Source organism: Micromonospora sp. WMMD735 (assembly GCF_049178995.1).
GTDB classification, from domain to species: Bacteria; Actinomycetota; Actinomycetes; order Mycobacteriales; family Micromonosporaceae; genus Micromonospora; species Micromonospora wenchangensis.
Genome location: NZ_JBMHMJ010000002.1, coordinates 1,616,984 through 1,629,897, shown reverse-complemented (window position 1 = coordinate 1,629,897; position 12,914 = coordinate 1,616,984). Strand labels below are relative to the sequence as shown.

Annotated in this window: 13 protein-coding genes; all 13 read left to right on the top strand. The window is 74.3% G+C overall.

Translation table 11 applies throughout. The features are described from left to right. Positions 1-89: 89 nt before the first annotated feature. The 13 genes from ACN268_RS07185 to ACN268_RS07125 all read left to right on the top strand — a co-directional run bounded on the left by ACN268_RS07185 (position 90) and on the right by ACN268_RS07125 (position 12,913). Positions 90-797: an SRPBCC family protein gene (locus ACN268_RS07185; RefSeq protein ID WP_421482346.1), complete on the top strand. Its 708-nt coding sequence runs from the start codon at positions 90-92 to the stop codon at positions 795-797. After that, a complete protein-coding gene (locus ACN268_RS07180) occupies positions 790-1,194 on the top strand; it encodes a cupin domain-containing protein (protein ID WP_204922925.1) in 405 nt (134 codons plus the stop codon). Before ACN268_RS07185 ends, ACN268_RS07180 begins: the two co-directional genes overlap by 8 nt. After that, positions 1,191-2,459, top strand: a complete 1,269-nt coding sequence (locus ACN268_RS07175) for a beta-ketoacyl-[acyl-carrier-protein] synthase family protein (RefSeq protein ID WP_421482344.1) — start codon at positions 1,191-1,193, stop codon at positions 2,457-2,459. Before ACN268_RS07180 ends, ACN268_RS07175 begins: the two co-directional genes overlap by 4 nt. After that, positions 2,456-3,745: a beta-ketoacyl synthase N-terminal-like domain-containing protein gene (locus ACN268_RS07170; protein WP_421482342.1), complete on the top strand. Its 1,290-nt coding sequence runs from the start codon at positions 2,456-2,458 to the stop codon at positions 3,743-3,745. The genes ACN268_RS07175 and ACN268_RS07170 overlap by 4 nt, the downstream gene beginning before the upstream one ends. Positions 3,746-4,137: 392 nt before the next feature. Then, on the top strand, positions 4,138-5,529 hold the full coding sequence (locus tag ACN268_RS07165; protein ID WP_421486835.1) for a class I adenylate-forming enzyme family protein: 1,392 nt from the start codon (positions 4,138-4,140) through the stop codon (positions 5,527-5,529). 160 nt (positions 5,530-5,689) lie between these two features. Further along, the gene (locus ACN268_RS07160; RefSeq protein ID WP_145919799.1) at positions 5,690-5,956 is read left to right on the top strand and encodes an acyl carrier protein; all 267 of its coding nucleotides are present in this window, start codon (positions 5,690-5,692) and stop codon (positions 5,954-5,956) included. Beyond that, positions 5,956-6,201, top strand: a complete 246-nt coding sequence (locus tag ACN268_RS07155) for a hypothetical protein (protein ID WP_088647750.1) — start codon at positions 5,956-5,958, stop codon at positions 6,199-6,201. The genes ACN268_RS07160 and ACN268_RS07155 overlap by 1 nt, the downstream gene beginning before the upstream one ends. Further along, positions 6,194-7,390: a beta-ketoacyl-[acyl-carrier-protein] synthase family protein gene (locus tag ACN268_RS07150; RefSeq protein ID WP_421482341.1), complete on the top strand. Its 1,197-nt coding sequence runs from the start codon at positions 6,194-6,196 to the stop codon at positions 7,388-7,390. Before ACN268_RS07155 ends, ACN268_RS07150 begins: the two co-directional genes overlap by 8 nt. A 26-nt stretch (positions 7,391-7,416) precedes the next feature. Next, the gene (locus ACN268_RS07145; RefSeq protein WP_421486834.1) at positions 7,417-7,944 is read left to right on the top strand and encodes a beta-ketoacyl synthase chain length factor; all 528 of its coding nucleotides are present in this window, start codon (positions 7,417-7,419) and stop codon (positions 7,942-7,944) included. Next, positions 7,941-9,557 carry a class I adenylate-forming enzyme family protein gene (locus tag ACN268_RS07140; protein ID WP_421482340.1) on the top strand — a complete coding sequence of 539 codons (1,617 nt, stop codon included), beginning with the start codon at positions 7,941-7,943 and terminating at the stop codon, positions 9,555-9,557. Before ACN268_RS07145 ends, ACN268_RS07140 begins: the two co-directional genes overlap by 4 nt. Continuing rightward, positions 9,554-10,813: a beta-ketoacyl-[acyl-carrier-protein] synthase family protein gene (locus tag ACN268_RS07135; protein ID WP_421482339.1), complete on the top strand. Its 1,260-nt coding sequence runs from the start codon at positions 9,554-9,556 to the stop codon at positions 10,811-10,813. Before ACN268_RS07140 ends, ACN268_RS07135 begins: the two co-directional genes overlap by 4 nt. Before the next feature lie 70 nt (positions 10,814-10,883). Continuing rightward, positions 10,884-11,993, top strand: a complete 1,110-nt coding sequence (gene hppD, locus ACN268_RS07130) for a 4-hydroxyphenylpyruvate dioxygenase (RefSeq protein WP_421482338.1) — start codon at positions 10,884-10,886, stop codon at positions 11,991-11,993. Continuing rightward, positions 11,990-12,913, top strand: a complete 924-nt coding sequence (locus tag ACN268_RS07125) for a phytanoyl-CoA dioxygenase family protein (protein WP_421482337.1) — start codon at positions 11,990-11,992, stop codon at positions 12,911-12,913. Before hppD ends, ACN268_RS07125 begins: the two co-directional genes overlap by 4 nt. The last annotated feature ends 1 nt before the right edge of the window (position 12,914 follow it).

Genomic DNA, 12,914 nt, shown 5'->3' with positions numbered 1-12,914 from the left:
GTTGCGGGCTGCGGTGTGACGCCCGGGTGACGGGTCCGGCGGAGGGTGGCGGCTACCGGGGTGAGTCGCCCGGTGGAGGAGGACCCGAGATGACCGTCACCCACGGCCGACCGCTGACCAGCGAGATCACCGAGATCCTGGTGACCCGCTGCGGTCTCGACGCCGACGCCGCTGCCCGCGCGCCCGCCGCCAGCCTGGAGGAGCTGGGCATGGACTCGCTGGCGCTGCTGGAACTGTCCGCCGTGGTCGCCGACCGCTGGCGGGTACGCATCCCCGAACAGGCCGGGCAGCTCAGCATCGCCGGCGTCGCCGACCTGGTGGCCGACGCCGGCCCGGCCGGGCACACCGAGAACAGCATCCTCATCGCCGCCCCGCTGGCGCTGGTGTGGGAGATCACCAACGACGTGGCGCGCTGGACGGACCTGTTCACCGAGTACGCGGTGGTGGAGATCCTGCACCGGGAGGGGGACACGGTGCGGTTCCGGCTCACCATGCACCCCGACGAGAACGGCGTGGCGTGGAGCTGGGTCAGCGAACGTACCGCCGACCCGACGACCTGGCAGGTGCGGGCCCGGAGGGTGGAGACCGGCCCGTTCGAGTACATGCGCATCCACTGGTACTACGACACCGAACCGGAGGGCACCCGGATGACCTGGGTGCAGGACTTCGCGATGAAGCCGACCGCCCCGGTGGACGACGTGGCGATGACCGAGCGGATCAACACCAACAGCCGGGTGCAACTGGCCGTGATCAAGGAGCGGATCGAGCGGGCGTACGCGGGAGGCGGCGATGAGTGAGGTCACCACCGGCCTGGTCGCCGCCCGGGACGTACCGGCCGACCGGCGGCGCGGCGGGGAGCTGCGGGTGCTGCTGGGCCCGCGCACCGTCGGCAGCACCTCGGGGTTCATGGGGGTGGTGACGGTGGCCCCCGGTGACCGGGTGGCCGAGCACTACCACCCGTACAGCGAGGAGTTCCTCTATCTCGTGCGCGGCGCGATCACCGTCGACCTGGACGACGAGCCGGTGCCGCTGGCCGCCGGGGAGGCGCTGTTCGTGCCGCGCAACGTGCGGCACCGGTTGCGCAACACCGGCGACGTCGCCGCCGAGGTGGTCTTCCACCTCGGCCCGCTCGCGCCCCGCCCGGAACTCGGCCACGTGGACACCGAACTGGTCGAGCAGCGGGGACCGTCGTGACCGGCCGGCGGGTGGTGGTGACCGGTGTCGGGGTGGTCGCCCCGGGCGGGGTCACCCGGGACCGGTTCTGGAAGACCCTCACCGAGGGGCGGACGGCCACCCGGCGGATCAGCTTCTTCGACCCGTCGCCGTACCGGTCGCAGATCGCCGCCGAGTGCGACTTCGACCCGGACGCCGCCGGGCTCACCCCGGCGCAGCGGCAACGCTCCGACCGGTACGTGCAGTTCGCGCTGGCCTGCGCGGCGGAGGCGCTGGCCGACAGCGGCCTGGAGCTGACCGACGCCGAGCGGGACGTCGCCGGGGTGGTGCTGGGCACCGCCGTCGGCGGCACCACCGCCCTGGAGCAGGAGTACGTCCGGGTCAGCGACGCGGGCCGGCACTGGCTGGTCGACCACGCCCTCGGTGGGCCGTACCTGTACCAGGCGCTGGTGCCGAGCAGCCTGGCCGCCGACGTGGCCTGCCGGCACGGGCTGCGCGGCCCGGCGCAGGTGGTCTCCACCGGCTGCACCTCCGGCATCGACGCCATCGGCTACGCCCACCAGCTCGTCGTCGACGGGGAGGCGGACGTCGTGCTGGCCGGCGCGGCCGACTCGCCGATCTCCCCGGTCACCGTCGCCTCGTTCGACGCGATCCGGGCGACCAGCCCGGACAACGACGACCCGGGGCACGCCAGCCGCCCGTTCGACGCGCACCGGCAGGGTTTCGTGCTCGCCGAGGGGGCGGCGGTGCTGGTGCTGGAGGAGTGGGAGCACGCCCGGCGGCGCGGCGCGCACGTCTACTGCGAGGTCGCCGGCTACGCCGGCCGCAGCAACGGCTTCCACATGACCGGGCTGCGGCCCGACGGGGTGGAGATGGGGTTGGCCATCGCGGCGGCGCTGCGGCAGGCCCGCCTCGACCCGTCGGCGGTCTCCTACGTCAGCGCGCACGGCTCGGGCACCCGGCAGAACGACAGGCACGAGACGGCGGCGTTCAAGCGGTCGCTGGGTCCCACGGCATACCAGGTGCCGGTGAGTTCGATCAAGTCGATGGTCGGGCACTCGTTGGGCGCGATCGGCGCCATCGAGATGGCCGCCTGCGCCCTGGCCATCGAGTACGGCGTGGTGCCGCCGACGGCCAACTGGACCACCCGGGACCCGGAGTGCGACCTGGACTACGTGCCGAACGTGGCCCGGGAGACCCCGGTGGACGTGGCGCTGTCGGTGGGCAGCGGGTTCGGCGGCTTCCAGTCCGCGATGCTGTTCCGTCGGCTGGCGGTGACGCGGTGACGCTCCCCGCCCCTGCCGGCAACCCCGCCCCCGGTGAGCGGGCGCGGGCGGTGGTGACCGGGATCGGGGTGGTCGCGCCCAGCGGCATCGGCGTCGACGCGCACTGGCGGACGGTGACCGGAGGTATCCGGCGGACCGGGCCGATCACCCTGTTCGACCCGACCGGCTACCCCACCCGGGTCGGTGGCGAGGTTCGCGGCTTCCATCCGGCGGCGTACGTGGACACCCGGCAGCTCGTGCAGACCGACCGCTGGACCCAGCTCGGGTTCGCCGCGACCGCGTTGGCGCTCGCCGACGCCGGCCTGCCCGCCCGCGCCCCCGACCCGTACGCCTGGGCGGTCACCCTGGCCAGCTCGTCGGGGGGGAACCTGTTCGGGCAGCGGGAGCTGCAACGGCTCTGGGGCGGGCCGAGCCGCACCGTCGGGGCGTACCAGTCGATCGCCTGGTTCTATGCGGCCAGCGTCGGGCAGTTGTCCATCCACCACCAGTTCAAGGGGCCGTCGGGGGTGCTGGTCGCCGAGGCCGCCGGAGGGCTGGACAGCCTGGCGCACGCGGTGCGCACCATCAGGCGGGGCACGTCGGTGGTGATCGCCGGGGCGACCGAGTGCCCGCTGAGCCCGTACGCGCTGGCCTGTCAGCTCCGCTCCGGGCTGCTCAGCGCCGTCGACGAGCCGGCGGCGGCGTACCGGCCGTTCGACCGGGCGGCCGGCGGGTACGTGCCCGCCGAGGGCGGTGCGGTCTTCGTGGTGGAGGAACGGGAGCACGCCCTGGCCCGGGGTGCCCGGGTCTACGGGGAGGTGACCGGTTGGGCGGCCACCCACGACGCGGTGCACACCGGTCCGGACACGGCCGGCGACCCGGCGACGTACGCGCGGGCGATGCGGCTGGCGTTGGCCCGCTCCGGCAGCACGCCCGACGAGGTGGACCTGGTCGTGCCCGACGCGCTGGGGGTGCCCCGGTACGACCGCAGCGAGGCGACGGCGCTGCGGACGGTCTTCGGTGACCGGCCGCCGCCGGTGAGCACCCACAAGTCGTTGACCGGCCGGGCCCACCAGGGTGGGTCGGCGCTGGACGTGGCGACCGCGCTGCTCGCCTTCCACCACGACACGCTGCCCGCCTCGGCCGGCCCGGTCGAGCCGGCCCCCGGCTGCGAGTTGGACTTCCTGCGTGCCCCGCGCCGGCCCGAGCACGGGGTGGCGTTGGTCTGCGCGCGTGGCTTCGACGGCTTCAACAGCGCCCTGGTGCTCCGGGGTGCCGCCCCGACGCCGAGGAGCGCCACCGACTGACCACTGTGCGTGACGCCCGTGTGGTGTGCCCGGCCGGCAGGGAGCTGCCCGCCGGGCACGCCCCTGTCCGCGTCCGGCGGGTCGTGGCGGCAGGGCGTCGACCGTCCATCGTGACCGGTGCTGACCTGGGCCGGGGCCCCGCCGGGTGGCCCGGGTCCCCATCGGAGCGTCGGGCACGGCGAAGCCGCCGGTGGTGTCGCGGACCGGCGTACGCGCCCGATCCTGCCCGGCCGATCGAGCGGCGGCAATCCGGCCGGCCGCCTTTTATGATCTAGCCATTCGCATCTAGTAATGGTCTTCCGGGCTGTCGTAGGGTGCCGTGAGCACGCCAAGAGACAACATTTATGGGCGCATTCGCCCGATTCTATGCTGGACGGTGGCCGGCGGTGACCATGTATCGCCCGACGGAAGATCCTGCGGCGCAAGACCCCGGTTGGGTGGACGACGTGTTGTTCGCCGGCCCTCCGACCGACGTTTGTCTCCGGCTGCCCGAGCCGGTGGACCGGGGCACCCTGCACCGCCTGGTCGTCGCGGCACAGGACCGGCTGCGCGAGGCGGGACTGCGCCCCGGCGGGGCCGTCGCGCTGCGCCTGCCGCCGTCGGTGTCCTATGTGGTCAACCTCCTGGCGACCTGGCGCAGCGGCGGTCAGGCGGTGCTGCTCGACCACCGGCTCACCGACCACGAGGTCGACCGGGCGCTGCGCCGGCTCACCCCGCAGGTGGTCGTCGCCCCGGCCCGGACCGGTGGTGGCGCGCTGAAGGTCTTCCTCGACGTCACCGAGAGCGTCACCCCGTACGCCGACCGACCGGCGGTCAGCGGGCACGCCGTGATCCAGCTCAGCTCCGGCTCCACCGGACCGTCCAAGGTGATCGGACGCACCGCCGCCGACCTGGTCGCCGAGGTGCACCGCTACACCCGCATCGACGGGGTGGCGCTGCCCGGCGAGCGGATCATCCTGCTGCCGTCCATGGTGCACGTGCTCGGGCTCGTCGGCGGACTGCTCTACGGCCTGCACGCCCACGTCGAGCTGGTCCCGCCGGAGCGGCTCGGCGGCGACGCCGTGCTGGCCGCGATCGCCGCCCAGGACACCCCGGCCACCGTGCTCGGCGTCCCGTTCCACATCGGCCTGCTCGCCTTCACCCGACCTGACCGGCCGCTGCCCCAGTTCAAGCGGATGACCACCGGCGGGGAACTGGTCCCGCCGGCCGTCGTGCGGGCGTTCACCGACCGGCACGGCGTGCCCCTGGGCAACATGTACGGGATGACCGAGGTCGGCGTCATCGGCACCGACCTGTACGGGCGGCACCGGCCCGCCATCACCCCCGCCCCCGGCATCGAGGTCCGCGAGTCCGACGGTGAGCTGCTGATCAGCTGCCCCGCGTCGCCGTACGTGGGGCTCAGCGACCCCACCCGCTGGGCCGACGGTTGGCTGCGTACCCGCGACGCCGGCACCGTCGACCCGGACTCTGGCCTGGTCACCGTCCGGGGCCGGCTCGACTCGCAGGTCTCCGTGGGGGGCCTCAAGGTCGACCTCACCGAGGTCGAGGCCACCCTCACCGGCCTGCCCGGGGTGGCCGCCGCCGTGGTCGCCTACGACGACGGGATCACCGCCTACGTACAGCCCGACGGCCCGCTGTCCGAGGAGGAGCTGGACAAGCTGCTCGCGGAGCGGCTGGCCGGCTACAAGCGTCCCCGCACCCTGCACCTGGTGGCGCAACTGCCGCGTACCACCACCGGCAAACTGGTCCGCTCGCTGGACGTGCTGCGGGCGGCGGTGCCATGACCGGTCCGCTCCACCCCGCCCCCGGCCGGTCCCCGTCGACCGCCGCCGGGGCGCCACCACCGCGTCACCACCGGCCGACCGTCGGCGGTACGCCCGAACCACTTCCGCACGGTGCCCCGACCGGGCACCGGCGACCCGCCCATCGAGAGAGGTAACCGTCATGCGAGACGAGGTCCGCACCTTCGTCATCGACCAGCTCCAGGACATGAACTACGACGTCGACGGGATCGACGACGACACCACCCTCGGCCCGTCCGGGGTGGACCTGGAGTCGCTCGCCCTGTCCGACCTGTCCGTCCGGGTGGAGGACCGCTACGGGCTGCGGTTCGCCGACGACGAGTCGGAGAAGCTGGCCCTGATGACGGTGGGGGAGTTCACCACCATGGTCGCCGACCGGGTCGCCGGGGCGACCACCGACAACCGCTGATGTCCGGTCAGCCCGACCTGGGGCGAGCTGACCTGGTGAGCATGCTCGCCGAACTGACCGGCAAACCCGTCGACCAGGTCCCGCACCGGGTCGGCTCGATGGAACTGGCCTGGCTGGTGCACCTCGTCGAACAGCGCTACGACACCCGGATGGACCTCACCGACGACCAGCTCGCCGGCATCCGCACCCTCGACGACGCCCTGGCCGTGTTCCACACCTGCCTCACCGCCTCCGCTGATGGTTGAGCGGAGCACCGTCACGATCTCCGGCACCTACGCCCTCAGCGCCTTCGGCAGGGGCGTGGACGCCCTGCTGGCCGGGGTCCTGTCCGGGGTGCCGGCGTTCCGACCGGTCCGCCGGTTCGACACCACCGGCCGCCGGGTGACCGTCGCGGCCACCCGCCCCGACGTGGCGACCCTGCCGCAGGAGCTGGCCGACGCCGTCGACGCCGCCTGCCGGGCGGCCGGGCTGGACCCGGCGCAGCGCCGGGCGTCGGCACTGCTCCTGGCCACCCACGGCGGGCCGGCGACCCTGCCCGGCCCGTACACCGACGACCGACCGGTCGCCGACACCGCCGACCCGTGGTGGGCCGGTGGCGAACGCGACGACGCCGGCCCCGCCTGGCCGGAGCTGCCCGCCCTGGCCGACCGGCTGGCCCGGCGGTGCGGGCTCGGCGGCCCGACCCGGGTCTACACCACCGCCTGCGTCTCGGCCAGCAACGCGGTCGCCGACGCCGCCGTCATGATCCGCCGGGGTGACACCGAGCGGGTCGTGGTGGCCGCCGGCTACCTGGTGGAACCGGACCAGTACGCGCTCTTCGACGCCGGCCGGGCGCTCGCCGCCGACGGGGCGGTCCGCCCGTTCAGCGCCGGTCGGCAGGGCCTGCTGCTCGGCGACGGGGTGGCCGCGGTGGTGCTGGAGTCCGCCGCCGCGCTGCACGGCCGCGGCGGTGAGCCGGTGGCGACGCTGGCCGGCTGGGGCCGGGCCGGCGACGCCCACCACCCCTGCCAACCCGATCCGCAGGGGGGCGGGCTGGCAGGGGCGATCGGCGCGGCGCTGGGCCGCGCCGGCCTGCCCGCCGGGGCGGTCGGCTACGTCAACGCCAACGCCACCGGCACCGGGTTCAGCGACGCCTCCGAGGCGGCGGCGCTGCGGCTGGCCCTGGGCGAGTGGGCCGGGCAGGTGCCGGTCAGCTCCACCAAGGCGCTGCACGGGCACGCGCTGGAGGCGTCCGGCCTGCTCGAACTGGTGGTCACCGTGGCGGCGCTGGGGCACGGGAAGCTGCCGGTCAACGCCGGCTGGCTCGGCCCCGACCCGGCCTGCCCGCTGGACGTGGTCACCGCCGCGCCCCGCCCGGTGACCAGCCGGTACGCCCTCAGCCTCAACGCTGCCTTCGGCGGTGCGAACACCGCCCTGCTGGTGGGTGCGCCGTGACCGGCACGCGCGGCCCGGGACCCGGGATCGTCCCGGGCCGTCCGGCCGGTCACGGCGCACCCCGGGTGCTGGCGCAGGCGCGCTGGCCGGAACCGGGCGACGGGCCACCACCGCCGCTGCCCGGGTTCCTGCACTCGCCGTTCGCGCCGCTGGTCGCGGCGGTGGCCGGGCGGTGCCTGGACCGCCGGCCCGGCGGTCCGCCGGCGGCCGGCACCCGGTGCGCGGTGGTGCTGGTCAGCGCCGCCGGTGACCGGCCCAGCGCCACGCACGTGCGCTCGACCGTCGCCGCCGGGGGGCGGGTCGGTCCACTGTTCTTCTTCCAGTCGGTGCCCAACAGCGTCGCCGGGCAGGTCGCCGCCCGGTGGGGGCTGACCGGGCCGGTGGTGTGCCTGAGCCCGACGGGTGACCCCCGGGCCGACGCCGTCGCCGAAGGGGAACTGCTGCTGTACGACGGCGACGCCGACGAGGCGTTGCTGGTCCTGATCGACGAGGCACCCGACGCGACGCCCACCGGCGCGGTCGCGGTGCTGCTGGGGGGAGGAGACAGTCAATGAGGACGAAGGGACTGCGGGGGGTGCTCGCCGCCGATGCGCAGCTCGGCGCGGGAAACGTGCTGGCCCGGGTGCTGGCCCACGGCGCTGACCCACAGGGGCCGGGGCTGACCTTCGACACCCCGGTCGACGGGCACCCCGCCGAGCAGCCGCTCACCCTGGGGCAGCTCGACGAGCGGGTCGCCGCGCGGGCGGCCTGGCTGCACGCCCGGGGGGTGCAGCCCCGCGACCCGGTGGCCGTCTGGGCCACCGCCGCCGCCGACATGGTGCTGAGCTTCCTGGCGCTGACCCGGCTCGGCGCGATCCCCGCGCTGATGAACGGCAAGCTGCGCCCCGAGATCGCCGCCGAGTACATCCGCCGGCTGCGCGGCGTCGGGGTGCTCGCCGACGCCGCGCACACCGACCTGCTGGCCGGGCACGACCTGGGCGTACCCCTGCTCGGCACCCCGGCGGAGGGCGGCGCCGGCGACCCGGCGCAGGCCCCGGCCGACTACCGGCACCACCCCGACGACCCGATCGTCATCACCCACACCTCCGGCACCACCGGGGTGCCCAAGGCGGTGCTGCACTCGCACGCCAGCCTCTTCGCCGCCACCCGGCACCTGCTGTCCATGCCGCAGGCGCAGGGCACCCGCCGCATCCTCAACGCGCTGCCCGCCCCGCACACCGCGACGGTGCTCATGGTCAACCAGGCGCTCGGCAACCGGGCGGAGATGTTCCTGCTCTCCGAGCAGGGCGGCGAACGGGTCCTCGACGCCATCCAGCGGTGGCGGCCCGACGGGGTCTTCGGCTTCTCGATGACCTGGGCCGAGCTGGCCCGCTTCGATCTCAGCGGGTACGACCTGGACTCGGTGCGGTTGTGGTTCAACACCGGCGACTGCTCGCACGAGCCGCACGTCCGCCGGCTCGTCGCGGTCGGCTCACGGGACGTGGTCACCCGGCAGGGCGTCACCCGGGTCCCCGGTTCCGTCTTCATCGACGGCCTCGGCTCCAGCGAGATGGGGCACTCGATGTTCCATATCACGCACACCACCGACACCGACCGGTACGGCCGCTGCGTTGGCCGGCCCTACCATTTCGCCAGGGTGGCCGTCCTCGACGCCGAGGGCAACGAGCTGCCCCCCGGCCAGGTGGGTTTCCTCGGCATCGACTCGCCGTCGCTGTTCCGGGGCTACTGGAACGACTCGGTGACCAGCTACCGGTTCCGGCTGCGCGGCTGGTACCTCACCGGTGACCTGGTCCACGCCGACGCCGACGGCCGCTACTACCACCTGGACCGGGCGGTCGACGCGGTGACGCTGCCCGACGGGCGGCGCTACTTCACCGCGTTGTCCGAGGAACGCGTCCTCGCCGCCTGCCCCGACGTCACCGACTGCACGGTGCTGATCGTCGCCGACGGTGACACGGTCACCACCGACGTGCTGCTGGAGCTGGCCGCCGGGGCCGACCCGACGGTCGACCGCACCGACACGATCCGGGCCGCCCTCGGCGCGGACGTGGGGGCGACCCTGCGCCGGGTGGTGCCGGTGAGCGCCGACGACATCCCGGTCACCGTCACCGGCAAGGTCCGCAAGGTGGCGCTGCGGGAACGCTACCTCGCCGAGTCGTCGTCATGACCGTCGTCATCACCGGCATGGGCCTGTTCAGCCCCGTCGGGCGGGGCGTGGCCGACACCTTCACCGCGTTGACCACCGGCCGGTCCGGGCTGGGTCGCCCGCCCGAGGGGCACCCGGCCCGGGAGTCGCTGGAGGTCGCCGGGGTGCTTCCGCCGATCGACCCGCGGACGGTCGCCACCGGCCCGGAGACCAAGGTGCTCGACCGGGTCGTGCTGTTCGCCCTGCTCACCGCCGCCGACGCGCTCGCCGACGCGGGCATCACGGTGGGTCGGGACGTCGACCCGGCGCGGATCGGCGTCGTCGTCGGCGGGGTCGGTGGCATGTCCACCCTGGAGCAGCAGGTGATCGCCCGCACCGAGCGGGGCCGGGCGGCGGTCAGCCCGTACCTGTTGACCGGCATCCTGCCGAACATGGCCTCGGCGCGGATCGCCATCGCCCACGGCATCCGCGGCTACAGCTCCTCGGTCGGCACGGCCTGCGCCTCCGGGGCCCAGGCGGTCGCCGACGCGGCCCGGCTGATCCGGGCCGGCGAGGCCGACGTGGTGCTCTGCGGGGCCAGCGAGGCGCCGCTCTTCCCGACCTTCGCCGACACCTTCGGCAACGCCCGCGCACTGGCCCGGGGCTGGGCCGACCCGACCGAGGCGAGCCGCCCGTTCGACAGGCGACGCAACGGGTTCGTGCTCGCCGAGGGTGCCGCCCTGCTGGTGCTGGAACGGGCGGAGCACGCCGCCGCCCGCGGCGTGCGCACCTACGCGGAGGTGGCCGGCTACGGCAGCACCACCGACGCGCACCACCCGACGATGCCCCGGCCCGACGGGGAGGGGGCGGCCGACTGCATGCGCGCCGCCCTCGCCCGGGCCGACGTCCCGCCGGCCGAGGTCGGCTACGTCAACGCCCACGGCACCGGCACCAAACTCGGTGACATCGCCGAGAGCACCGCGCTGGGCAAGGTCTTCGGGGTCGGCGGGGTGCCGGTCAGCTCCACCAAGGCGCTCACCGGGCACCTGCTCGGCGCGTCCGGCGTGGTGGAGGCGGCGGCCTGCGCGTTGGCACTGCGGGCCGGCCTGCTGCCGCCGACGTACCACCTGGACGACCCGGACCCGGACTGCCCGGCGGACCACGTCCGCGACGTGCCCCGGGCGAGCCGGGCCGAATTCGCGCTCACCAACTCCTTCGGATTCGGCGGGCAGAACGTCAGCCTGCTGCTGCGGCGCACCACCGGGGCTGGCGCCCGGCCCGCCGAGCCGGGGAGGTGATCGACGCTGCGACCCGGGCCGCACGCGCCCGGACGGCAGTCACGGGGGGACATGGGGAAGGGCTGGAGAGATGGATATTCGTGGAATAGACCACATTGAAATGTACGTGGGGGACGCCCGGCAGGCGGCCTTCTACTTCGGTACCGCCGTCGGTTTCACCCTGCTCGGGCAGGGCGGGCCGGAGACCGGGCTGGTCGGGCAGCGGTCCCTGCTGCTGGGGCAGGCCGACATCCGGATGGTGCTGACCACCGGCCTCACCGCCGAGCATCCGGCCTCGGGGTACGTGGCCCGGCACGGTGACGGGATCGCGGTCGTGGCGGTGGAGGTCGGCGACGCCGCCGGGGCGTACGCGGAGCTGGTCGCCCGGGGTGCGACGCCGGTGACCCCGCCGCGCACCTGGACCGGGGCGGACGCCGAGGTGGTGACCGCCGAGGTGGGCGGCTTCGGTGACGTGCTGCACCGGCTGGTGGAACGCCGGGGCGACCGGGCCGACTTCCTGCCCGGTGCGATCGAGGCGACCCCGGCCGGCGGGACCGACGACCGGCTGCTCGCCGAGATCGACCACCTGGCGGTCTGCGTGCCGCCCGGTCAGCTCGACGACACCGTGACGCTCTACGAGCGGGTCTTCGGCTTCGCGCAGATCTTCGAGGAGCACATCGAGGTCGCCGGTCAGGCGATGAACTCCAAGGTGGTGCAGGACGCCTCCGGGCGGGTCACCCTGGTGCTGCTGGAACCGGACGCCGGGCGGCGTCCCGGCCAGATCGACAAGTTCCTCAGTGAGCACCACGGGGCCGGGGTGCAGCACCTGGGGCTGCGCACCGACGACATCGTCGGCGCGGTCGGCGCGCTCGGCGCCCGCGGGGTGCGCTTCGCCGGCACCCCGGCGGCCTACTACGACGACCTGGAGCAGCGGGTCGGCAAGATCGACGCGCCGCTGGACCGGCTGCGGGACCTCAGCATCCTGGTCGACGCCGACCACGGCGGGCAGCTGCTGCAGATCTTCACCGAGTCGATGCACGTGCGGCGCACCCTCTTCCTCGAACTCATCGAGCGGCGAGGGGCACGCACCTTCGGCAGCGGCAACATCCGGGCCCTCTACGAGGCCAAGGAACGGGAGCTGGCCGTGGCGGGGGCGACCCCCGCCGTCGCGGCCGGCACGGCACGAGGAGCAGGTGCATGACCACGACACATCCGACGTTGACCGCCGAGGAGGAGGCGCTGCTCCCCTCGGCGGAGGACGTGCGCCACTACGCCGAGCACGGCTGGTACCTGTCCAAGAAGCTGCTCACCGACGACGAGGTGGACGCCCTGACCGCGGCCACCGACCGCTACTACGACGGCGAGCGGGACCGCACCCTGCCGGTGCGCCCGCCGAAGCTCGCCTACTGGGACCCGTCGAAGGGGCCGGTGCAGCGACACAACGACTACGTCCACTACGAGCACGACGGGATCGCCGCGATCCTGCGCAAGCCGCTGATCGGCGCGGTCGCCGCCCGGCTGGCCCGGGCCGACGAGATCCGGATCTTCCAGTCCACGCTGATCTACAAGCCGCCGATCTCCGGTGAGCCGTCCAACATCGTGCCCTGGCACTTCGACAAGCACTACTGGTCGTCCTCGTCGTCGGAGCGGATGCTGACCGCGTTCATCCCGTTCCACGACTGCGGCGAGGAGATGGGCACCATCACCATGGTCGACGGCTCCCACCGGTGGTCGGAGATCGGCGCGGACGACACCGTCGTACGGCACTTCGCCGAGCGGGACCGCGACCAGCTCGAGGAGATGCTGGCCGAGAACGCGGCGCACAACGGCGCACAGATCCGCAAGATCCCCATGGTGATCCCCAAGGGGCACATGAGTTTCCACCACTGCCGCACCTACCACGGCAGCGGTGCCAACGTCAGCGGACGCCCGCGCCGGGCGATCTCGCTGCACCTGCAGGACGGCGACAACGCCCACCGGGAGTTCCCGCTCTCGGACGGCAGCCTCGCCGCCTACAACCACGACGTGCTGGTCCGCCGCACCCCCGAGGGTCGGCCGGACTACGCCGACCCCGACTACTGCCCGGTCATCTGGCGCGACCGCGCCCAGCAGGAAGGCTAGA